Genomic DNA, 21463 nt, shown 5'->3' on the forward strand with positions numbered 1-21463 from the left:
GTTATGGCAATTACGTTTCCCTTTGCAGCGATCGTCGGACAGGACGAAATGACACTGGCCATTCAAGTGGTGGCCATTGACCCCTCCGTAGGAGGTGTGCTGGTCTTAGGCGACAGGGGCACGGGCAAATCAACCGCCGTTAGAGCTTTGGCTGATTTGTTACCGCCGATTCAAGTGGTCAAGGGTTGCCCCTACAAGTGTGACCCCACAAAACCTGCTCAAGCCTGCCCCGTGTGTCAGCCTGAAAAACCCTTGAACGCGCCAGCATCCGGCAAATTGGTCACAGAAAGTAGGCCTGTGGCTGTGGTGGACTTGCCGTTGGGCGCCACAGAAGACCGCATTGTTGGTGCGCTCGATTTAGAAAAAGCCCTCTCGCAAGGCATCAAAGAATTTTCACCGGGCCTGCTCGCCCAGGCCAACCGTGGCTTTTTGTACATCGACGAAGTGAATTTGCTGGATGACCATTTGGTCGACCTCTTGATTGACGTCGCTGCTTCTGGTGAAAACTTGGTAGAGCGCGAAGGTTTGAGCATTCGTCACCCTGCCCGTTTTGTCCTGGTGGGAAGTGGTAACCCAGAGGAGGGTGAGCTCCGTCCCCAACTGCTGGACCGATTTGGCTTATCCGTCCAAGTCAAAACGCCCCAAGAGATTGCGCTGCGGGTGGAGGTCATCAAGCGCCGCGACGCCTTTGACAAAGACCCCGTTGCCTACAAAGCCCAATGGCAAGAAGAAAGCGACAAACTCCAAAAACGCATTGTCAAAGCACGCAAATTGCTGGCATCGGTGACGGTTGACGATGACATGCTGACCCTGTGCGCCAGACTGTGTCAGCAGCTTGGCACAGATGGCTTGCGTGCAGAGCTGACCCTGTTGCGCGCCACCCGCGCACTGGCAGCCATGCAAGGCAGTAAAAAGGTCAAACCCGAGCACCTCAAAACCATCGCGCCCTTGGCTTTGCGCCACCGCATGCGTCGCAACCCGCTAGACGACACCGACTCAGGAGAGCGCGTCAACAGATGCCTTCAAGATATTTTGGCTGCTTGAGGCGTTTGAATGGCCGATGACCTGAAAGGACTGGAGACCTGGAACGATGCCATGACATCGTTGCAACTGCTGCAAATTGATCCCCATGGCTTTGGTGGCATTTGGTTGCGTGCGCCCTTTGGTCCCGTGCGCGAGCAGTGGTTGCGGCATCTGTCGCAAGCAGGTTTGAACACCGTCAAGTTACCGGGCAACATCGATGTGGAGCGCTTGTTAGGCGGTATTGATTTGTCGCTCACGCTCCAATCAGGCCGTTTGCACATGCAATCGGGTTTGCTGCAGCAAGCTGACCAAGGTATTGTGCTGATCAGCATGGCAGAACGTTTTGCCCCAGCCCTGATTGCACCCATGACACAAGCCATGGACAAGCAGTCATTACCGCCGTTGAAAAACGACACACAAACAGGCGGTCCAATTCGCACTCAGTTTGGCGTGGTCGCATTGGACGAGTCCATGTATGACGACGCCCCGATGAGTCCAGCACTTCAAGAGCGGCTGGGCTTGTGGTTTGATCTGCAAGAGCTGTCGCCGTCAGACATCACAGGCGTCTCACTTGAGGCGTTGGATCTGCACAACGGACAAGACGCAGTCAGTATCAGAATCGAACCGGCTGACTTGGCCCGTATGCAGCTTTTATGGCCTCACATTCAATGGACCGATGAACAAGCGCTGGCCGTTTGCAGCACGGCGCAAGGATTGGGCATTGACTCCTTGCGCATCCCCACCTTGGCACTGCGCGTGGCGAGTTGTCATGCGGCTTTGCATTTGCGCAACGACGTGACGGACGAAGATTTAGCTTTTGCGGCCCGCCGCGTCTTGGCGCCACGCGCTACCCAGTTACCTGCCCCAAGCGCTTCAGAGACGGAACCTCAGAACAGCACAGCGCCCGACTCAGAGCCTGATCAAACCCCAGAGGAAGCAAACAACCCGAATCCGACCGAGCCCCCGGATACGCCAGAGCCGCCCAAGGAGGCAGTAGACACTCCGCCGACAGATGACTCCCAAGAAAACGCGGACACACAAGATGAGGCGCCCCCAAGCACACCCTCCCCTGAGAATCTACAAGAGATGATGGTTGCTGCGGCCTTGGCCAGCCTGCCACCCGACGTGTTGGACGGCTTGCTGACAAAACCTGGTCGCAACTCAGGCAACACGTCGGGAAGAAGTGGCCAATTTCGCTCGGGCATGCAACGCGGAAGGCCTTTGCCCGCCCGCCCTGGTCGGCCGGGCGGACATGCGCGCTTGCATGTCTTGGCCACCTTGCGCGCTGCAGCACCTAAACAACGCTTGAGGGATGGCCATCAACAAGGCCGCGTGGCCATTCGAAGCGAGGACTTTCATGTTCATCGCTACCAACAACAAAATGCAAGCTGCCTGATCTTGGCGCTCGACGCCTCAGGCTCGGCCGCGCTACAAAGACTGGCCGAAGCCAAGGGGGCCGTGGAGCTTTTGTTGCAACAGTCTTACGCCCGAAGAGACAGCGTGTGCATTGTGGCGTTCAAGGGCGCACAAGCACAATTGCTGCTGCCCATGACGCGGTCATTGGTGCGTGCCAAGCGTGCCATGACGGGCCTGCCCGGCGGTGGCGGAACGCCCTTGGCGCTGGCCTTGAAAATGGCATGCGAACAAGGCAAGCAACTGCAACGACAAGGGGTGACCCCCATCTTGGTGGTACTCAGTGATGGCCGCGCCAACGTGAACCTGCAAGGTGTTGGGGGGCGCGCACAAGCGCAAGCAGATGCCCAGCAATGGGCGGCGCAGTGGCGACAGACAGGCCATCGCTCCCTGTGGATCGACACCTCACTTCAACCCGATGCACAAGTGCAAAACATGGCGCAGATCATGGGGGGAAGTTATATGCCGATGCCCCAAGTTCAGGCACAGCGCATGGCCACAGCCATGGACAATTTGCGTCGACAACCGGCGTGAGCGGCGCAAAAGCACGAACGACAGCCCTCACAAGATAACCCTTCAAGGACCTTCAAGGACCTTCAAGGTGTTGGCTGTTGCGTGCCAATGTCCTCTCGCGCTCTCTGGGTCCAAAGCTGGATGCCAAAGCGCCTTCAGATGCCAAACCTTGGAGGTAGGACTGCTCAATCTCAGGCGCGGCTTTGAGAAGCTCGCGCTCAGCAAATGGCAGGTGAAGTAGCGCTCTGAGAGCAAATAAAATTTGCAACCAACCCGGTATAAAAATAGCGCGTTGGCGCTTGGCGATGGCGCGAACAATGCAACGTGCTGTATCTTGCGCCGAAGTCTCTTTGTTCAAAAACTTGGGCATGGTGGCTCGCAGTCGAACAAAGCCAGGATGCAACGCCCCCTCTTCGACCAGCGGCGTTCTGACCCAACCTGCATACATCACACCAACGCCAACTTGATGGGCCGCAAGCTCCAGCCGCAGCACATTGCCCATGGCCTCCACAGCCGCCTTGCTAGCTGCATAGGCCGACATGGCCGGCGGGTGGGCAAACGAAGATACCGATGCATTGATCAGCACATAACCCCGCTGTTGCATCAAGGCGGGAAGCGCCGATCGCACCGTGTTGAAAACGCCCATGATGTTCACCTCTACACAGCGTTGCCAAGCTTGTGTGTCCACATACGCCACAGGCCCGAATGCAGCAACGCCGGCATTGGCAAACACCACATCAATGCGCGACACAAGAGAGAGGGTTTGGGCCACCACGTCTTGCATGGCTGAGAGTTGCGTCACATCGGCAACAAAAGACAAAGTGCCCTCACCGCACTGCGCGGCCACGCGCGCAAGGGGTTGCGCATCACAATCCACCAAGATAGGAATGCCGCCTTGACTCACCACTTCTTTGGCGGTCGCAGCGCCAATGCCAGAGGCTGCACCTGTGATCAAAACAACCAAACCCGCAAGGGACACTTTTTTTGTATTTTTGGACTTTGGCCACATCATGAAAGGGCCAGACTCACGCGTTTTTGGTAACCATGAAATACACAATGGGTAGAGGAAGCACGGTGGCAAATGCACCCGCAATTTGCCAAATACGTGACAGCCGCCAATACGCTTCACACACCGTGTCCGTGTTTTGCAACAAAGCACGCTGTTTCAATTGGATGGGCACCAAAACAAACAACCAAATCAAACCGGAAAAGCTAAGCAGAAAATAAGACCATTGAATCCATGGATGCCCTTCTGCGCCGCCAAAGTTTTCCGCCATGCCGTGGCCTGTCCAAACGACACCGAGGGAACCCATCAAGGTAAAAAGCACATCGGTGATCAGCACCATGCGGTTGCTAAATTGAATGATGGCGTGGTTACGCGTACGCTCGGCCATCAAAGCCCAAATGCCGCTCACGATGACGTTGCCTAAAAATAAGCAAGCGCACGCCAAATGAATGAACTTCAGATTAGCTGACATCGGGGCCTCTGGTTTGTGTGGCGCTCGCTTGCTCTGCCTCGCGCTGCTGTCGGGTCACCTCACGGGCACGACGCAGATCGCGAAACTGCCAAACTACAAAGCACACCCCAGCCAAAATCAAAACCAGTACTTCAAAAAGTTTCAGCATCACACGTGATTAACGGCTGATTCTTTCGCGCTGCTCCAAACGGCCGATCAAATCCACCATCCATTCCACACGCTGATCAAAACTGCGAGAAGGCACTGTCCAAGGTTTTGGGCTGGCCAATGGATGATGCTCACGACTCACGATATCCACCAAGTAATGAATGGCGGGGACGGGACTCAAAGGCACATCGGGTGCGGTAGGCGCTTTCAAGGCGACGGCAGTGGCTCGCGCAATCAAAGCCAGTTTGCGGGGCGTAGACACCACCGTACGGTGATTGACCGAATTGAGCCCTTCACGGTCTAATTGCTTGCCGATTTCGGCATAAACCAAGCGTGCAGCTTGGATGGCCGGGCGACAGTCCCAAGGCAGTTCAGACAAACCAAACTCGCCACGGCGGTAAAGCGCGTCTGCGCGCAACAGCAAACGCTGTGTGAAACCCGCAATGCGCGCATCAAAGACGGGATTGGCCAACCAAGCATCTGCGTCCATGCCAATTTCACGAAACCAAGCGCGAGGGATGTACAAGCGGCCCATTCGCGCATCATCGCCAATGTCTCTGGCAATGTTGGTCAGCTGCATCGCAACGCCCAGTTCGCTGGCGCGCGCAATGGCCGTCTCTGAGCTAGCGCCCATGATGAGCGACATCATGGCCCCCACGGTACCCGCCACTCTGGCGCCATAGGCCTCAACATCGGCCAATGTTTCATAACGACGACCTTGTGAATCCCACAAGAAACCATCTAACAAAGCCTCTAACAAGCCAATCGGAATGCCATAGCGATGAACCACAACAGTCAAAGCCCGGTCAGCGTCCTCGGCACCAGGACGTCCTGCGTAAATAGCCGCTAGGCGCGACTTCAAATCAACCATGGCTAAGGCCGGGTCATCGCCATCGTCAATGGCGTCGTCGGCCAAACGACAAAATGCATACAAGGCAATGGCGGGGGGTCGAACTCTCACCGGCAACAAACGTGATGCGGCGAAAAAGGACTTGGACCCACCTCGCATCAATTCTGTGCAGGCTTCCAAGTCGTAAGACATGGCTGAAAGAACAGGATTGGGTGTGGGCGATGAAGCGCCCGCTTGATCACGCGAAAGATTTGACATCGGGTACCACCGTTTCTAACATTTTTGCGGACATCAAGACACTGGGAACACCTGCACCGGGCTGGCTGCTGGCACCCACCATGAAAAGTCCATCCACATCTTGGCTTCTGTTGTGTGGTCTGAACCAAGCGCTCTGAACCAGGATGGGTTCCAAACCAAAACCCGCGCCTTTGTAAGACCACAAGCGGTCTTGAAAATCTTGTGGCGTGGTGATCTTGGAAGACACCACATGTTTTTTTAAATCAGGCAAAACGCTCTCTTGCAACACCGTGGCAATGGCATCTCGGTATTGCTCTTGGACAGCCTGCCAATCTGTCTCGCTGCTGAGGTTAGGCACAACGGACAGTGCATAAAAACTGTCGCACCCTTCAGGTGCCAAGGAAGGATCAGTCGCAGTGGGGCGATACAGATAAAGACTGAAATCTTTGGACAGGGTGTGATTTTTAAAAATGTCCTGCAACAAACCTTTGTAACGCGGGCCCAACACCATCATGTGGTGGGGCACGTCTTTGTACTGGCGATTGGTTCCGAAATACCAAACGAACAAACCAGACGAGTATTTGCCTTTGGCAATCCGCTTGTCGGTCCAATGCTTGCGGTGCTGCGGTGCGACAAGGTGACGGTAAGTCCAAGCCGCATCGCCGTTGCTCACGACGATGTCAGCCGGTAAGAACTCACCACTCGCAAGTTCGACACCCTGCGCGCGGCCATCTTTGATGCGAATTTGTGTGACGGGTGCGTTGTAACGGATAGGCACATCGCGCTCATCCAGCAGTTTCACCAACTCGCGCACGATGGCACCTGTGCCGCCCATGGCGGAATGCACGCCCCAGCGTCGCTCTAAAGAGTGAATCAAGGCGTAGACGCAGGTCACGGAGTAAGGGTTGCCGCCAATCAGCAATGGGTGAAAACTCATCACGATGCGCAGCTTGGGATGCTTGATGTGCTTGGCGACCAAGCTGTAAATGGAGCGCCATGCCTGCATGCGCACCAAATTTGGCATGGCCTTCACCACATCACCCAGCGTTTCAAAGGGCACCATGCCCAGTTCCACAAAACCCAGCTGAAAACATTTCTCGGAAGCCACCATCAGGTTCTTAAAACCTTGCACATCTTCAGGACTGAATTTGGTAATTTGTTCGAGCATCTGCTCGTCGTTGTTGCTGTAATCAAAGTGCGTGCCATCGTCAAACCGTATGCGGTAGAAAGGCGACATCAAGCGCAGATCGACATGGTCTTTCATCTCTCGGCCACACAAGGTGAACAGCTCAGCGATGAGATGCGGCAAGGTGATGATGGTGGGCCCCGCATCGAAGGTGAACCCATCTTGCTTGTGCACATAGGCGCGCCCCCCAGGCGCATCGAGTTTTTCCAACATTTGAACGCGATAGCCTTTCACGCTCAAACGAATGGCTGCAGCAAGGCCGCCAAAACCTGTGCCAATCACGATGGCAGTGGGTGCACGAGCGCCGAGTTCAGCGCCTGAACCCCTAGGAGGGGTTGGATGCCCTCCACCGCCATCTGCGCCACCATCGGTGTTAATTGACTTGTAAAGATTTGTCATGAGGATCCAAATGAGGTGCCAACGCAGCAGGCACACGCGCGTCAAAAGCTACGGCAGTGTTTGACTTTTGTTGTTGACGAATAGCCCAACGCCACAAGGCTGTGGTGTCGAGGGGCAGCACCAGCATCAGATGCTCCAAAATAGCCAAAGCCAGCATGGTGCCAACCAATACAGCACCGACCAGCTGCGACGGCGTGGTCAAGGGCTGGCTGGCATAGTCGACCAGCAGCCACAAACAAAAACTGGCAATGGCCACAGCAAAAGGGAAGAATGCATTCATGCGGCGGCGTTTGAAAAAACTTTCCAAATAAGCCAAGTGCGTGGGCAAAAACTCTTCACTCAAATTACGCACGCCAAAGAACAGGTTTAACTTGGCACTGGTTCGCATGATCCACAAGACCAAATAAGTACCTGTACCCACTTGGTTAGGCGCATCCCAGGTGATGAGGACAATGGCCACGCCAACCAAAAGGATGGCGATTTCATGCCAAACCACGGCATTAAAAGAGGCCCGGAACCTGAGCCAACCTTGCGTGCTTTTAGGGATGGCCGTTTTCTGGGGCCCGGTGATCCAGCCTGTGAGAAAACTCAACTCATTCCACCCCCACGCCAGCAAGGCACATGTAAATGCGCAATACGCCCCAGTGACACCCGTTTGATAGGCAGTGTGGGACAAGCCCACCAAAGCCCCGATGCCCAGCAAGGAAGAGATGACCAAACTCAACGTGATGGCTGTCTTCGACATGCGATTCAACAGAATCACAATACCGGTGCTTGACCACCAAATAAAAATCGCAAACCCTAAGGCAACGAAGGTATCTGTCATCCTTAGCTTTCTGTGACGGTTGGCTTCGCAGTTACCAAGCAGGCACCATGCGTACCTGCTCGGGCAACGCTTGATGCTTCACAGGCAAGAAGTACAAGCGCACAAAGGTCAAGGCACCCGACAAAGCCCAACGCCCGCGCAAAAGCAAGCCCACCAAACCACCCCGAGCTTTGGCCGCATCCATTTGCGTTTGAGCCTCAAACAAATGCGCCAAACCTTGCCTGAAAGCAGGGTTGTCGATGTCCAAACAGACGGGGAACACTTGCTTGGTGATTTCATTGGTGATGCGGAACACTTCGTAGTCATACGTCGACGATTCCAGCCCCATTTCTTGGTGCAACATTGGACGACAGTGGTCGCGCACATACATGGTGGCGTAGACCGCCAACAAGAAAAAGCGAATCCAGTACACATTACCTCCGCGCAACAACTGCGGGTTGGCGCGCATGATCAAAGCAAACGACTCACCGTGGCGAAACTCGTCATTGCACCAACGCTCGAACCAACGAAAGATGGGATGAAAACGTTTGTCTGGATTTTTTTCTAATTGGCGATAAATGGTGATGTAGCGTGCATAACCAATCTTTTCAGACAAGTAAGTGGCATAAAAAATGTACTTAGGCTTGAAGTAGGTGTACGCCTTGGTACGCTTCAAATTCCCCAGATCGATTCCAAGGCCAAAGTCTTTCAACGACTGATTGATGAAACTGGCGTGCCGCGATTCATCCCGGGCCATGTAGCGCATGAGTTGCTTGATATCCGGATTTTCAACGTTCTTGAAAATCTCGTTGTACAAAATACAACCGGAAAATTCAGACGTCAGGGAGGAGATCAAAAAGTCTAAAAACTCCTGACGCATTTCAGGACTCACTTGCGAGAAACGTTCTGCCACTTCTTTGGCAAATTCCTCGTCACGCTGAAAGTGGTCGTGGTTGTTGTCACCTTCGTATTCGGCCATCATCTTGTCCCATTCGGCACGCATGGGAGAGACATCGAGTCGATCCATCGCCGCAAAATCGGTGGTGTAGAACCGCGGGCTAAGCATGGTGCTCTCCACCGCCTTTTGGGATGCTTTTTCAGCACTGTCAACCGTTGAGGTGGCTTGCATAAATGTGACTCCGACTTTTGGGTATTGATAAAAACTGCTAAGCGTTATTCAGGCTGCATGGCGAAGAACCTTGCAAACTCAGCCGTGTTGGTAGGACCGAAGGACTCCAAGTCCACCCGCTGCCCAGTGCTGGGATCGAATAAGGTGACACGACCATCGACACGGGCGATCAATTCAAAAGGAACGCTTGAACCAATACCGCGTGAATACCGCTCACGGGACAGAGCACGCAACGCACCACGAACAAAGCCTTGTTCGCCGTGCAAGACGGTCAAGGTTTCACCCGTCACACCATCGCCAACACGGACGCCACCATCTTTGTGATCTTCAAACACGAGCGATCGCTGCAAGGTAGCCGCCGCAGCTTTTTGATCCGGCCCATTGCCTGTGATCCGAACCAGGCCCACAGAAATGAGCGAGAACGCCAGAATTCCCGCCGCACAATACAAAACCCAACGCGGGAAATGATCTGCCACAGGGGGGTGCGTCAAGCCAGGTGCGTGCGCGTGGTTCATGTCAAACTCACTTCAAAGTTATCAGAATGGGGATGGCTACTTTGAACGTCAGTCGTTGCGTTAGCGGCCAAGCCTGTTTTTTGGGTCCAAGCGTCACGCAATTTGACGGCGACCTCTTGCACGTTGGGAATCGCGCGTAATGTCGGTTCAGGCTTGCTGATTCGCCATGGACGCACGCTGGGCCACAGGTGAACCCACGCAATTCGGTCCGACCCCTGCAATGCCAGCGTAATGTCACCAAAACCGCCATCGAGCATGCGTACATCTGCTGAGGCAACTTGTTTCAAGGGCAAATTGAAAGTGACAGTGAGCACAATGCCCAAACGCATGACCACGCGTTTGTTGGTCAAGGTATAGACCGTCGTGCGGGCTGTCAGGTAAGCCAGTATCCACAAAGAGGTCAAGCTGATGACAGCAAGCGGCGCAATCCATTTGATGCCGTTCAGCACCGCCATGACGCCCGCGCCGCTCTCTAAAGCAGGCCAAGCGCACAAAGCAATCAGAGCGATGAAATAAAGTGTCAGCTTTTTCATATGAAAGGCTGAAGAGGCCAATGCACCAATATCGGGAGAGCCTTGCCAAACAATGAATTCATCCGAAGGCAACCGCTCGGGCAGGCCGTGCTGGGGCTCAAACTCATACTCGTGGCCAAGATTTTCGATGGGCATTTTTTTCCTCTACAGCGTTTCATTCAACATTCAATTGCAGCGCGGTGAATTTTTAAATCAAAGGCTCGCTGCGTTTGGCGTCTGCATACAAAGTGCCGCCACCGTAATACGCACTGATTTTTTCCTCTTCCAATTTGGTGACTTGGTCAGGGTTTTTCAGAGCGGGAACAGCTGCAAAATGTTTCGCATACAGAGCATGCACTTCAACTTGATTTCTGCGAATCAGGGAAAACGTGATGGGCAATAAAACAGTGCGACCACCGGCAATTTCGACTTCCAAATATCGGAACATCATTTCAGCGGAATCGATCCAAAGGTCTTTGACCGTGCCACCTTGTTTGCCGTCACCCGCCATAACAGGCAGGCCGCGTGGATCCACATCTTGCGAAGCGACAGAGAATTCGCTGGCAATTCGCAAAGGTTGAATCAGGGGCACACCGTGTGAGGTTCTTTCGGGCACATCTTCGCGATTGGAATAAGCGCCAGCGCCAACGCCTGCCGTCATGGCATCGCCTTTGGGTTCAATGGGGGAACCCAAACTTGGAATAGAGGCCACAGCGCTGTAATCCGGCTCTCTGCGCTTGAGATCGGGCACCGTGACGCTTTTGCCGCCATCGAGCAAGAATGTTTTAGGGGCTGGAATTGGGAAACCTTTGACCACAGCACGCCCCCTGCCGCTGGTCTCCATGGGGTAGCCCTCGCGGTGATTTTCCATCGCCAGATACCAAATTAGGCCTGCGAAAAATATCCAAAATACATAGAGCAGTATTTGTGCTAGGTCGATATAACCAGTGATGTTGCCTACTGTTTGCATGGTGACTTCTCCTTTGAACAACTAAATGCGTGACTCATTCAAGCCGAGGGTTGAGGGAACAACAAGTGAAAAAGATGTGCTGCGTTTGACCAAGGGTCCTACAGCAATCAGGGTTAGAAATAACAAAAGCATTTCAATGTGGTAGACCATGCTGTAGGCCACAGATGGGTCCGTCAAGCCAGTGCCCAATAAGCCTTGCGCGGTGAGCGTATTGACGGTATCGCGCAAGGCGCCGCCAAAGAACATGGACAAACCAGCCGCAGCAGCTTGCACAGCGCCCCAGGCACCCAAGGCCAGACCCACATAAGCGGCCTCTAGCCGCATAGCGGTGAACAAGGTACCTACCGCAAACATGCCGCCCCCAAAGCCAATACCAAATGCGCCAAATCTGAAGAGCCAGCCCGCGTCAAGTGGCGCAGAAAAAATCACCGCTGAAAAAGCAGGCAAGCCAGCCAAAGCACCATACGCAGCCAAGCGCATAGGGTCTATCCCTTTGGCCAACTGACGACCGGCAAAGTAAAAACCCAACAAGCCGCCAGCTGACAGCATCGCGGTGAGTGCACTGGTAGCACCCACACTCAATTTCAGAATTTCACCGCCATAGGGCTCCAGCACAATGTCTTGCATATTGAATGCCATGGTGCCCAAAGCTGTCGCCACTAAAAAGCGCTTGGCATTGGGCAAGGCAATGAACTCATTCCAAACTTCTTTGAACGGACGACGGATTTCTGTTTTCTGCGCCAAGACACGTTGAGGGTTACGCGGCTCTTGCTTCCACAGGGCCACACCGTTGAGGAGCAACACCACCAACGCCGTGCCCTGCACCACTTGAACCAAAATTTCAGGGGTGAAGCTAGCCAGTAAAACGCTGTAGACCAAGCTGCCAAACACGGCGCCCACCAAAAGCATGCTGTACATCAAGGCCACGACACGAGGACGCGTGTCTTCGCTGGCCTGATCGGTTGCCAGAGCGAGACCTGCGGTTTGTGAAGTCTGCAAACCCGCACCTACCATCAAGAAAGCGATGGCAGCAGCCCCCTGACCCACCCAGTCAGGCACAGCAATTTGCCCGCCACCGGACAGCACCAACAACGCGAATGGCATCACGGCCAGTCCCATGAATTGAATCAAAGTGCCTCCCCACATATAGGGCACCCGACGCCAACCAAATGCAGAAACATGCACATCCGACTGATAGCCAGTGACCGCCCTGAACGGGGCCACCAGCAGAGGGAGCGCCAGCATCATGGAGACCAACCAAGCTGGCACCAATAATTCAACAATCATGACCCGGTTCAGGGTACCGATCATCAGGGCGGTTGTGATGCCCATGGTGAACTTGAACAAGGACAAGCGCAGCAAACGGTGCATCGGCAAACCCGGGCTGGCAGCGTCCGCAAACGGCAGCCAATTGACAGGCATTTGCTTGGCAAATTTGGCGAATGTTTTGCCTCTCATGAGCGCACCCACTCCATCGCTTTGGATTTGTAAAAACCACTGCTCACTTTGTGCGCGCGCGCGCATTGCCAGTCGTTCAACGATTCGTGGGTTTTCATCAGCTGCGCAATGCGTGTCTCAGCCATGGGTTCAAGCCAAGGTGCACGGTCACTTCTAGGCAACAAACGACCCACAGAAATCATCATGGCCAACATCGGTGTGCGCGGTGCAAACGTGAAGATGATGGACTTGCTTGTGCGTTCAGCCAACTGAGCAAGCGCATGCACAGCATCGTCGGTTTGATAGTGAATGATGGAGTCCATTGCCACCACATGGTCAAAGTGACCCAAACCTTTGTCAAGCATGTCTCCGCTGTGAAACTCAACCAAGTGCGCCACATCAGCCGGAATTCTTTCACGCGCCAAGTCGACCAAGGTGGGTGACAAATCAATGGCCACGACTTCAGCGCCCAGCCGAGCGGCTTCAACAGCCAACGCACCCGTTCCGCAGCCTGCGTCCAAAATCCGCTTGCCCTTAAGGTCTTGCCCTAGCCATGACACCAAGGTCGAGCGCATTTGATCGCGTCCCGCACGCACCGTGGCACGAATGCGGCCCACGGGTGCATCAGAGGTTAATTTAGCCCACGCGGCCGCAGCCGTGCGATCGAAATAGTTTTCGATTTGGCCGCGGCGTTGTTCGTAAGTGATGTCACTCATGATTCAAAACCTCAATCAAAGCCCAATAGATCAAAAATATCGCGGTCTTTCATGGGCACTGCGGAATAGGCCTCTCCGCCCAACCACATATTGGCCGCGAGTCGCATGTACTCTTTTTGCACAGCCTCCAGCTCGGGCGAGTGCTCCATCTCAAAAAGTGTTGATTTTTTCAAGCGACTGCGACGAATCACATCCAGATCTGGGAAATGTGCAGCCAGCTTCAAACCAATACGGTCGTTGTATTTGTCAATCTGGTCCGTAGCGGCACTGCGGTTGGCAATGACACCGCCCAAGCGCACGTTGTAGTTTTTGGCCTTAGCACCAATGGCTTGCACAATGCGGTTCATCGCAAAGATCGAATCGAAATCATTGGCGGTCACGATCATGGCGCGATCGGCGTGCTGCAGTGGTGCGGCAAATCCACCACACACCACATCGCCCAGCACATCAAAAATCACCACGTCGGTGTCTTCTAACAAGTGGTGCTCTTTGAGCAGTTTCACCGTCTGACCGACCACATAACCACCGCAGCCTGTGCCTGCGGGTGGACCGCCGGCTTCCACGCACATCACACCGTTGTAGCCCTCAAAGACAAAGTCTTCGACACGCAGTTCTTCGGCATGAAAGTCAACCGTCTCCAGCACATCAATGACCGTGGGCAGCATCTTCTTGGTGAGTGTGAATGTGCTGTCATGCTTAGGGTCACACCCAATTTGCAGCACCCGTTTTCCCATTTTGGAAAAGGCGGCTGATAAATTGGAAGAGGTGGTGCTCTTGCCAATACCGCCTTTGCCATAAATGGCAAAAACTTTGGCATTGCCAATCTTCACATCCGGGTCAAGTTGAACTTGCAAACTCCCCTCACCGTCCAATTTGGAATGGCGTTTGACCGTGGGGAACGGTAGGGTTGCGACTGTCATACGGGAGCTCCTTCATAAACGCCTTCAAGGCGATCTTCTAATTCTTCACTGGCTTGGCGAAGCGCTTGCAAGGTCTGGGCATCAGGCTGCCAATAGTTGCGTTCAAACGCTTCGATCAAACGGTTGGCTACACGTGCAGAAGCCGTCGGATTCAATTTCGCCAAGCGTTCACGCATGTCGGGGTCGAGCATGAACGTTTCAGACAGTTGTTTGTAAACCCAAGGTTGCACTTGACCCGTGGTGGCGGACCATCCCATGGTGTTGGTCACGTGTACCTCGATTTGCCGCACGCCTTCGTAGCCGTGCTCGAGCATGCCCTCGTACCATTTGGGGTTGAGCATGCGGGTGCGGGTTTCAATGGAGACTTGCTCTTTTAAAGAGCGAACAGCCGCATTGCCTTTGGTTTGATCGCCAATGTAGACCGGCGGTGTTTTACCGCCCTTGGCTGCCTTTACCGCTTGGGTGATACCACCCAAGGTGTCAAAGTAGTTGTCCACCGTGGTGACCCCCAACTCAACGGAGTCGAGGTTTTGGTAGGTCAGCTGCACATCGGCCATTGCGGTTTGCATGAGGGCAGTTTGTTGCACGGCACGGCCCGTGCGACCGTAGGCAAAACTCTTGCGTCGTTTGTAGGTTTCGGCCAGTTCACCCTCATCACCCCAACGGCTGCTCTCGACCAAGTTGTTGACGTTGGCGCCGTAGGCACCTTCGGCATTGCCATAGACCCGCAAAGAGGCCGTCTCTAAAGTGCAGCCGTGCTCTTGCTGATAGGCGAGCGCATGTTTGCGAATCCAATTCAACGCCAGCGGTTCGTCTGCAGACGCCGCCAAAAAAGCGGCCTCGGCCAACAGCTTGATCTGCAATGGCATGAGATCGCGGAAGATGCCTGACAGGGTCATGATCACGTCGATGCGTGGGCGTCCTAATTCCTCTAGGGGTATGAGTGTGGCACCTGCAATTCGACCGTACGTGTCAAAGCGTGGCATGGCGCCCATCAAGGCCAAGGCTTGCGCAATCGGCGCGCCTTCGTTCTTCAGGTTGTCACTTCCCCACAGCACCATGGCAATGGATTCTGGCAAAGGGTTGCCATCGGCACAGTGGCGGTCAATGAGCAACTGCGCTTGCACTTTGCCATCGCGTACGGCCATCGCACTTGGAATTCTGAAGGGATCAAAGCCGTGAATGTTGCGGCCCGTAGGTAACACAGCCGGCGTGCGAAGAATATCGCCGCCAGGTGCAGGACGGATGTAGCAAGCGTCTAAAGCGCGCAGCATGGCGGACACTTCGGTGTCAACGGCCAGATGCGCCTGAGGCTCCACCAGTTCACGCAAAACGCTCAGGCTGGCATGGTTGCGCGGCAAGCCCGCAGCTGTCAAAGCACGCTCTGGCGTGTGGCCTTCTACCAAGGCCTCGACAGCCGCACGCTCTAATTGCATGCCGTGATTGGCATCGGCCATGGCTAACAACATATCCACCTGTTGAGCCGGGCTGGGGGCACGACCGGCCACATGCAAACCGTGTGGAATGAGGGTGTATTCCAACTCGAGCATTTCTTCGCCCAAGCGCATCACTTCTCGATCCAAATCGGCGCCCATGGTGGCAACGTCCCAAGCGGGGTCTGCAGGCACCAAATCAAGCTCGACCGCTTGGGCTTGAATGACAGGAGCGAGGGCGGCCCGCTCACTGTTGCCACTCTCTAATCCGCGCCAGCGCTCCAGCGATGACTTCAGCTCATTCAGACCTTTGTACAAGCCTGCTTGTGCAATGGGCGGTGTCAAGTAGCTGATCAAGGTCGCACCCGAACGGCGCTTGGCAATGGCACCTTCTGATGGGTTGTTGGACGCGTATAAATAGATGTTGGGCAAATCGTCAATCAAACGATCGGGCCAGCAGGTGCCACTCATGCCAGATTGCTTACCCGGCATGAATTCGAGTGCGCCGTGCGTGCCAAAGTGCAACACCGCATGCGCTTTGAAATCTTCGCGCAAGTAACGATAAAAAGCTGAGAAGGCATGCGTGGGTGCCAAGCCTTTTTCAAACAACAACCGCATGGGGTCACCTTCGTAACCAAACGAAGGCTGCACACTGACCAGCACATTGCCAAACTTCTTACCCAAGACAAAAATTGAACTGCCGTTGCTCAATTGACGACCGGGGGCTGGACCCCACTGCGCTTCAATCTCTTTGAGCCAGCGTTCGCGCTTGACGTGATCGTCAGCAGAAATCAAGGCATGCACATTGGCGTCAGCGCCATATTGCGGGGCGTTGCCGTACAACAAGGCATCGCGCAAATCATCCACAGTTGCGGGCACATCAACTTGGTAGCCTTGCGCCTTCATGGCGGCCAGGGTGTGCCACAAAGACTCAAAAACAGACAGAAAAGCAGCCGTGCCTATGTTGCCCGCATTGGGCGGAAAGTTGAACAACACGATGGCCACGTTGCGGTCTTGTCGTTCACTGCGCTTCAAGGTCACCAACTTGCTGACCCGCGCAGCCAACATGATGGCGCGCTCAGGACAAGAATGCATGTCTTGTGCGTTGGTACTTTCACCAAACGTACACGCGTGGTGACAGCCGGAGCAGGTCACGCCCGCAGCGCCAGGACGCCCGCCAAACACCATGGGGCTGGTCGAACCGTCGAGTTCTGGAATAGCCACCATGATGGTGCTTTCAACAGGCAGCAAGCCGCGGTCGGAACCACCCCATTGGTCGAGCGTTTGAAACTCAACGGGGTGCGCTGCAACATAAGGCACATCCAATTTGGCCAACACTTCTTCTGCGGCTTTGGCGTCGTTGTAGGCAGGGCCACCGACGAGCGAAAAGCCACTGAGAGACACCACAGCATCGACACACACTTGGCCATTTTTGATGAAAAATTCATCGATCGCTGGGCGCGAATCTAAACCCGCCGCAAACGCTGGAATCACGCGCAAACCTTTGGCCTCTAGGGCAGCAATCACGCCGTCGTAGTGCCCTGCATTGCCCGACAACAAATAAGAGCGCAACAACAAAATACCAACCGTGCCTTTTACGGCAATACCTGCTGGCAAAGGCAATGCATGCACGTCTTCACTGAACTTTCCGCTCATGCGGGGGTGGTACACACCCACTTCAGGGTAATCAACCGGCGCTTCCACCTTGACCTTGCCACGCAGAGATTTACGAGGGCCATCGGCCCCGCGGTCAATCAGGTGTCGCACCATGTTCAGCACGTTGTCGTCCGAGCCGCCCAACCAATATTGCAGCGTGATGAAGTACGAACGCACATCTTGCGCAGTGCCTGGAATGAAGCGCAACAACTGGGGCAAGCGACGCAACATTTTCATTTGCGTGGCACCGCCTGTGGCGGGTTTGTCCTTGCTGCCGCCACGCAATTTTTTCAGCAAAGCCATGGGGCCGCTGGCGGGTTTGCTCATGTCAAACTGACCAAAGCGGGTCAATTGTGTGACTTCGGTGGCACTGGCCATACACACCATGGCATCGCAGTTCATGCGACGTGCACGCAGATCGTCCAAGATCGGCAAAAAGTGATCTTCAAGGAACAACATGCCGCACAACACAATGTCGGCAGAGGCAATGTCTGCCTTGCATTTGGCGATGAGCGCATCGTTGCCGGTGTATTCGGAAGCTGCGTGCAGAGACCATGTGAGGCCTGGAAAATCACGTTTCAATTGGCCATTGGCGCGATTGAACGAGCTGGCAAAGTGCGTGTCCATGGTGACCACCACCACTTTGATGGGGGTGGCATCACGCGGCATGACCTTACTGCTGTGAGAAGTAAGCTTTAGATTCATAAAGTGTCTCCGTCGTGATGACCGAGATGCCACGCTCGTTGGCGTACTTCTCGGTATTTCTTCGTGCTTTGCCTCTCACGAAAAATGGGATTTTTTTCAGTTCTTTTTCTGCACCCGTATCCCAGACCGACACAGTGATACTTTGTGGCGAGATGGCGACTTGGGGCTGTTGTTCTTGCGTTTGCGCAACTTCTAATGGCTGGGCGACGTCAAGCTGACTTTGTGCATGGACCCCTCCGCCTAGGTGAGATGGCGCAGCGTCCTCATGAAACTCAGAGTCGCCTCGGAACATGCCGATCAAATGTTCCTCAAGGCCCATCATGAGTGGGTGAACCCACGTGTCAAACAACACATTGGCACCTTCAAACCCCATTTGAGGGGAATACCTTGCAGGGAAATCTTGCACGTGAACTGGCGCAGAGATGACCGCACAGGGCACCCCCAAACGCTTGGCGATGTGACGCTCCATTTGGGTGCCCAGAACCAATTCAGGGTTCAAGGCTGCAATGCATGCTTCTATTTCTAAATAGTCATCGCTGATCAAGGCTTCGACGCCGTACAGACTGGCGGCCTCTCTCACCTCACGCGCAAACTCACGGCTGTAAGTGCCAATGCCCACCACCGTGAAGCCCATCTCTTGAGCTGCGACACGCGCCGCAGCCACCGCATGCGTAGCATCGCCGAATACAAAGACACGCTTGCCCGTCAAGTAGGTGGAATCGACCGATCGGGTGTACCACGCGGCACGCGACGTGGCATCGTGAAGTGCGGCAACGGGATCAATGCCCGCCAATTGCGCCACCTCGCGCACAAAATCGCAGGTAGCGGAATGACCAATAGGAATGGTTTTGGTGAAGGGTTGTCCAAAACTACGCTTCAACCACTGCGCACTCAAGTTGGCGATTTCAGGGTAGAGCACCACATTGAAATCCGCATTGGACAAGCGGGCAATGTCATCAGGCGTTGCCGAGAGCGGCGCCACCACATTGATGTCAACGCCCATATCGGTCAGCAACTTGCGAATTTCAGCAACGTCATCGCGGTGCCTGAAACCCAAGGCCGTGGGCCCCAAGATGTTGCAGCGAGGCTTGGCTGATTTCGACTTTTCAATCGCGTCTTTTGGCAACGCCAAGTTGCGAACCAACTGGTAAAAGGTTTCGGAAGCGCCCCAGTTTTCTTTGCGCTGATAAGAAGGCAACTCCAAGGGAACAACGGGAATAGGCAAGTTCAGTGCTTTGCACAAACCACCTGGATCGTCTTGAATCAGCTCAGCGGTACAAGACGAACCCACCAACATCGCTTTAGGCGAAAAACGCTCAAAAGCTTCGCGCGCAGCGGTCTTGAAAAGCTCAGCCGTATCGCCGCCAAGATCGCGCGCTTGAAACGTGGTGTAGGTCACAGGCGGACGCTTTTGCAATCGCTCGATCATGGTGAACAACAAATCGGCGTATGTGTCACCTTGAGGCGCATGCAGGACGTAGTGGACATCTTCCATCGCCGTGGCGATACGCATCGCACCCACGTGAGGCGGACCTTCGTATGTCCAGAGTGTGAGTTGCATGGCTCTGACTCCTTTAGCTAGCGAGGCGCATGCGGCGCATCAGAGGACGGGTGAACAACTCAGCCAAATCACCGGCTTGGTCGTAGCCCTGAATCGGGGTAAAAACCAACTCAATGGCCCATTTGGTGGTCATCCCCTCAGACTCGAGAGGATTGGCTAAACCTAAGCCGCAGACCACCATGTCGGGGTGAGCCGCACGACAGCGGTCCAGTTGTTTTTCAACATCTTGACCTTCCGATAAAAAAGTACCTTCAGGCAGCATGGCCAACTCCATGGCCATGTGCTGACGATGCAAATAAGGCGTGCCCACTTCGACCAATTGCATGCCCAACTCACGCGATAAAAATCGCGCCAAGGGAATTTCAAGTTGCGAGTCGGGGAAAAAGAAAATGCTTTTTCCATCCAAATGCAACTTAGCGCGTGCCAAGGAAGCCTCAGCTCTGGCCATAGGGGCTGCAACAGCAGCCTGAAAACGATCGGACGTGATGTCAAAGGCCGTGGCTGCAGCTTGCAGCCATGCAGTTGTGCCTTCAATGCCCAATGGGAACGGCGCTGGCAACAAGCGCGCACCACGCGCTTGCAACACACGCGCTGTATCGCCTAAAAAGGGCTGTGCCAACAGCAAACGTGTGTTGGCCCCGATAGGCACCATGTCTTGTGCGCGCCGCGGGGGAAAGAACCGAACGCGCTCGATGCCCATGTGGTTCAAGATACGCACAAACTGGTCTTCCACCACATCGGCCAATGTGCCCACAATGACCAACTCTTGTTCAGCATTGGCTTGAGGCACTGGCAGATCGGGCACCATCGATGCCAAACAAGCGTCTTCGCCTTGGGTGAAGGTGGTTTCGATGCCACTGCCTGAATAGTTCAACACGCGCACAGCAGGCGAATGCTGCACAGACAACCTAGCGGCAGCGCGGGACAAATCCAGCTTGATGACCTCAGAGGGGCAAGAACCCACCAAGAACAACAATTTGATTTCAGGACGGCGGGCCAGCAGTTGATTCACCACGCGATCCAGCTCGTCATTGGCATCGGCCAAACCCGCCAAGTCGCGCTCATCGATGATGGCCGTGCCAAAACGGGGTTCAGCAAAAATCATGACACCCGCAGCCGACTGGATCAGGTGCGCACAGGTGCGTGAACCCACCACCAAAAAGAAAGCATCTTGAATTTTGCGATGCAGCCAAATGATGCCCGTGAGGCCACAAAACACTTCGCGCTGGCCGCGCTCAACCAAGGGCACGACGTCTGTGCAGCCTTTACCCACGTTGGCGCGAATAGGAATCACAGTACTCATACAGCCACCTGAACTGCCGAACCGGCTTGGTTGACACTGGGCTTTTGCAAACGCGCCATGCGAAGTTTGCGAATGTACTGGGCAGCGTTGATTCCGTAGGTGATGTAGGCCGTCAACGCCAACCAGAGTTGCTCACTGGTTGACCAACTGCCCGTCCACCACACCCACAAATAGGCCGTATGCAAGGCCATGACCCCCATGCTGACCACGTCTTCCCAAAAGAAAGCGTGGGCGAACAGGTATTTGTCAAACACCACCTTCTCCCAAATGCAGCCCGTGATCATGATGGCGTAGAGCACCAACGTTTTGAGCACAACAGAGGCCAAGGCCCAGTCGGTGTGCTCACCCGTTTTCAAACTGTTCAACACCAGGTAAAGGCTGACCAAAAAAACCAAGAATTGAACAGGTGCCAAAACACCTTGCACCAAGGTCCACCGCGTCGCATCACGCTTAGCGCGCTGCTCGGGTGTGTATAAAACCTGTGGTTGAGACTGCTGCATGACCTGCCTTCATTGCAAATGAACTGAGGCAACTCTAATGCTTGAAACCACATGT

General features: G+C 54.5%; 19 protein-coding genes. 2 read left to right on the top strand and 17 right to left on the bottom strand.

Features of this window, described 5'->3' with window-relative positions; all coding sequences use genetic code 11:
* Positions 1-3 precede the first annotated feature (3 nt).
* Positions 4-1044, top strand: a complete 1041-nt coding sequence (bchI, locus tag B9Z42_RS10680) for a magnesium chelatase ATPase subunit I (RefSeq protein WP_100133374.1) — start codon at positions 4-6, stop codon at positions 1042-1044.
* Between the two features lie 9 nt (positions 1045-1053).
* Positions 1054-2970, top strand: coding sequence for a magnesium chelatase subunit D (locus tag B9Z42_RS10685; RefSeq protein ID WP_100133375.1), 1917 nt, complete (start codon positions 1054-1056; stop codon positions 2968-2970).
* 52 nt (positions 2971-3022) lie between these two features.
* Here the strand turns inward: B9Z42_RS10685 and B9Z42_RS10690 are convergent, their stop codons facing one another.
* Genes B9Z42_RS10690 through bchF form a run of 17 tightly spaced genes read right to left on the bottom strand, consistent with a single transcriptional unit; the run spans position 3023 to position 21408 of the window.
* On the bottom strand, positions 3023-3961 hold the full coding sequence (locus B9Z42_RS10690) for a short-chain dehydrogenase/reductase (RefSeq protein WP_100133376.1): 939 nt from the start codon (positions 3959-3961) through the stop codon (positions 3023-3025).
* A gap of 13 nt (positions 3962-3974) precedes the next feature.
* Positions 3975-4427, bottom strand: coding sequence for a DUF2269 family protein (locus tag B9Z42_RS10695; RefSeq protein WP_100133377.1), 453 nt, complete (start codon positions 4425-4427; stop codon positions 3975-3977).
* Positions 4417-4575: a hypothetical protein gene (locus B9Z42_RS16275; protein ID WP_158235943.1), complete on the bottom strand. Its 159-nt coding sequence runs from the start codon at positions 4573-4575 to the stop codon at positions 4417-4419. Before B9Z42_RS16275 ends, B9Z42_RS10695 begins: the two co-directional genes overlap by 11 nt.
* Before the next feature lie 9 nt (positions 4576-4584).
* A complete protein-coding gene (locus B9Z42_RS10700; protein ID WP_233203607.1) occupies positions 4585-5682 on the bottom strand; it encodes a phytoene/squalene synthase family protein in 1098 nt (365 codons plus the stop codon).
* Positions 5663-7246 carry a phytoene desaturase gene (locus B9Z42_RS10705; RefSeq protein ID WP_100133379.1) on the bottom strand — a complete coding sequence of 528 codons (1584 nt, stop codon included), beginning with the start codon at positions 7244-7246 and terminating at the stop codon, positions 5663-5665. Before B9Z42_RS10705 ends, B9Z42_RS10700 begins: the two co-directional genes overlap by 20 nt.
* Positions 7221-8072, bottom strand: coding sequence for a putative photosynthetic complex assembly protein PuhE (gene puhE / locus B9Z42_RS10710; protein WP_100133380.1), 852 nt, complete (start codon positions 8070-8072; stop codon positions 7221-7223). The genes B9Z42_RS10705 and puhE overlap by 26 nt, the downstream gene beginning before the upstream one ends.
* A gap of 31 nt (positions 8073-8103) precedes the next feature.
* On the bottom strand, positions 8104-9180 hold the full coding sequence (acsF, locus tag B9Z42_RS10715; protein WP_100133381.1) for a magnesium-protoporphyrin IX monomethyl ester (oxidative) cyclase: 1077 nt from the start codon (positions 9178-9180) through the stop codon (positions 8104-8106).
* A gap of 44 nt (positions 9181-9224) precedes the next feature.
* Entirely contained in the window at positions 9225-9695 is a 471-nt protein-coding gene (gene puhC / locus B9Z42_RS10720; protein ID WP_100133382.1) for a photosynthetic complex assembly protein PuhC, read from the bottom strand.
* On the bottom strand, positions 9692-10363 hold the full coding sequence (gene puhB / locus B9Z42_RS10725; RefSeq protein ID WP_100133383.1) for a photosynthetic complex putative assembly protein PuhB: 672 nt from the start codon (positions 10361-10363) through the stop codon (positions 9692-9694). Before puhB ends, puhC begins: the two co-directional genes overlap by 4 nt.
* Positions 10364-10415: 52 nt before the next feature.
* On the bottom strand, positions 10416-11177 hold the full coding sequence (gene puhA, locus B9Z42_RS10730; RefSeq protein ID WP_100133503.1) for a photosynthetic reaction center subunit H: 762 nt from the start codon (positions 11175-11177) through the stop codon (positions 10416-10418).
* A gap of 21 nt (positions 11178-11198) precedes the next feature.
* A complete protein-coding gene (locus B9Z42_RS10735) occupies positions 11199-12635 on the bottom strand; it encodes a BCD family MFS transporter (protein WP_100133384.1) in 1437 nt (478 codons plus the stop codon).
* The gene (gene bchM, locus B9Z42_RS10740; protein ID WP_100133385.1) at positions 12632-13330 is read right to left on the bottom strand and encodes a magnesium protoporphyrin IX methyltransferase; all 699 of its coding nucleotides are present in this window, start codon (positions 13328-13330) and stop codon (positions 12632-12634) included. The genes B9Z42_RS10735 and bchM overlap by 4 nt, the downstream gene beginning before the upstream one ends.
* 11 nt (positions 13331-13341) lie before the next feature.
* Complete coding sequence (bchL, locus tag B9Z42_RS10745; RefSeq protein ID WP_100133386.1) at positions 13342-14250, bottom strand: ferredoxin:protochlorophyllide reductase (ATP-dependent) iron-sulfur ATP-binding protein; 909 nt, start codon at positions 14248-14250, stop codon at positions 13342-13344.
* Positions 14247-18008: a magnesium chelatase subunit H gene (locus B9Z42_RS10750; RefSeq protein ID WP_199172038.1), complete on the bottom strand. Its 3762-nt coding sequence runs from the start codon at positions 18006-18008 to the stop codon at positions 14247-14249. The genes bchL and B9Z42_RS10750 overlap by 4 nt, the downstream gene beginning before the upstream one ends.
* A gap of 4 nt (positions 18009-18012) precedes the next feature.
* A complete protein-coding gene (gene bchB / locus B9Z42_RS10755) occupies positions 18013-19605 on the bottom strand; it encodes a ferredoxin:protochlorophyllide reductase (ATP-dependent) subunit B (RefSeq protein WP_100133388.1) in 1593 nt (530 codons plus the stop codon).
* A gap of 13 nt (positions 19606-19618) precedes the next feature.
* The gene (locus tag B9Z42_RS10760) at positions 19619-20908 is read right to left on the bottom strand and encodes a ferredoxin:protochlorophyllide reductase (ATP-dependent) subunit N (protein ID WP_100133389.1); all 1290 of its coding nucleotides are present in this window, start codon (positions 20906-20908) and stop codon (positions 19619-19621) included.
* On the bottom strand, positions 20905-21408 hold the full coding sequence (gene bchF, locus B9Z42_RS10765) for a 2-vinyl bacteriochlorophyllide hydratase (RefSeq protein WP_100133390.1): 504 nt from the start codon (positions 21406-21408) through the stop codon (positions 20905-20907). The genes B9Z42_RS10760 and bchF overlap by 4 nt, the downstream gene beginning before the upstream one ends.
* Positions 21409-21463 lie beyond the last annotated feature (55 nt).

Source organism: Limnohabitans sp. B9-3, assembly GCF_002778325.1.
In the GTDB taxonomy this organism is placed as follows: Bacteria; Pseudomonadota; Gammaproteobacteria; order Burkholderiales; family Burkholderiaceae_C; genus Limnohabitans; species Limnohabitans kasalickyi.

Bases quoted from the DNA above. Each gene is read 5' to 3' on its own strand.
- B9Z42_RS10685 (WP_100133375.1), top strand. From the start codon at position 1,054: ATGGCCGATGACCTGAAAGGACTGGAGACCTGGAACGATGCCATGACA.
- bchI (WP_100133374.1), top strand. From the start codon at position 4: ATGGCAATTACGTTTCCCTTTGCAGCGATCGTCGGACAGGACGAAATG.
- puhE (WP_100133380.1), bottom strand. From the start codon at position 8,072: ATGACAGATACCTTCGTTGCCTTAGGGTTTGCGATTTTTATTTGGTGG.
- B9Z42_RS10690 (WP_100133376.1), bottom strand. From the start codon at position 3,961: ATGATGTGGCCAAAGTCCAAAAATACAAAAAAAGTGTCCCTTGCGGGT.
- bchB (WP_100133388.1), bottom strand. From the start codon at position 19,605: ATGCAACTCACACTCTGGACATACGAAGGTCCGCCTCACGTGGGTGCG.
- B9Z42_RS10700 (WP_233203607.1), bottom strand. From the start codon at position 5,682: ATGTCAAATCTTTCGCGTGATCAAGCGGGCGCTTCATCGCCCACACCC.
- B9Z42_RS16275 (WP_158235943.1), bottom strand. From the start codon at position 4,575: ATGCTGAAACTTTTTGAAGTACTGGTTTTGATTTTGGCTGGGGTGTGC.
- bchF (WP_100133390.1), bottom strand. From the start codon at position 21,408: ATGCAGCAGTCTCAACCACAGGTTTTATACACACCCGAGCAGCGCGCT.
- B9Z42_RS10705 (WP_100133379.1), bottom strand. From the start codon at position 7,246: ATGACAAATCTTTACAAGTCAATTAACACCGATGGTGGCGCAGATGGC.
- bchL (WP_100133386.1), bottom strand. From the start codon at position 14,250: ATGACAGTCGCAACCCTACCGTTCCCCACGGTCAAACGCCATTCCAAA.
- puhA (WP_100133503.1), bottom strand. From the start codon at position 11,177: ATGCAAACAGTAGGCAACATCACTGGTTATATCGACCTAGCACAAATA.
- puhC (WP_100133382.1), bottom strand. From the start codon at position 9,695: ATGAACCACGCGCACGCACCTGGCTTGACGCACCCCCCTGTGGCAGAT.
- acsF (WP_100133381.1), bottom strand. From the start codon at position 9,180: ATGCAAGCCACCTCAACGGTTGACAGTGCTGAAAAAGCATCCCAAAAG.
- B9Z42_RS10735 (WP_100133384.1), bottom strand. From the start codon at position 12,635: ATGAGAGGCAAAACATTCGCCAAATTTGCCAAGCAAATGCCTGTCAAT.
- B9Z42_RS10695 (WP_100133377.1), bottom strand. From the start codon at position 4,427: ATGTCAGCTAATCTGAAGTTCATTCATTTGGCGTGCGCTTGCTTATTT.
- bchM (WP_100133385.1), bottom strand. From the start codon at position 13,330: ATGAGTGACATCACTTACGAACAACGCCGCGGCCAAATCGAAAACTAT.
- puhB (WP_100133383.1), bottom strand. From the start codon at position 10,363: ATGCCCATCGAAAATCTTGGCCACGAGTATGAGTTTGAGCCCCAGCAC.
- B9Z42_RS10760 (WP_100133389.1), bottom strand. From the start codon at position 20,908: ATGAGTACTGTGATTCCTATTCGCGCCAACGTGGGTAAAGGCTGCACA.
- B9Z42_RS10750 (WP_199172038.1), bottom strand. From the start codon at position 18,008: ATGCCGCGTGATGCCACCCCCATCAAAGTGGTGGTGGTCACCATGGAC.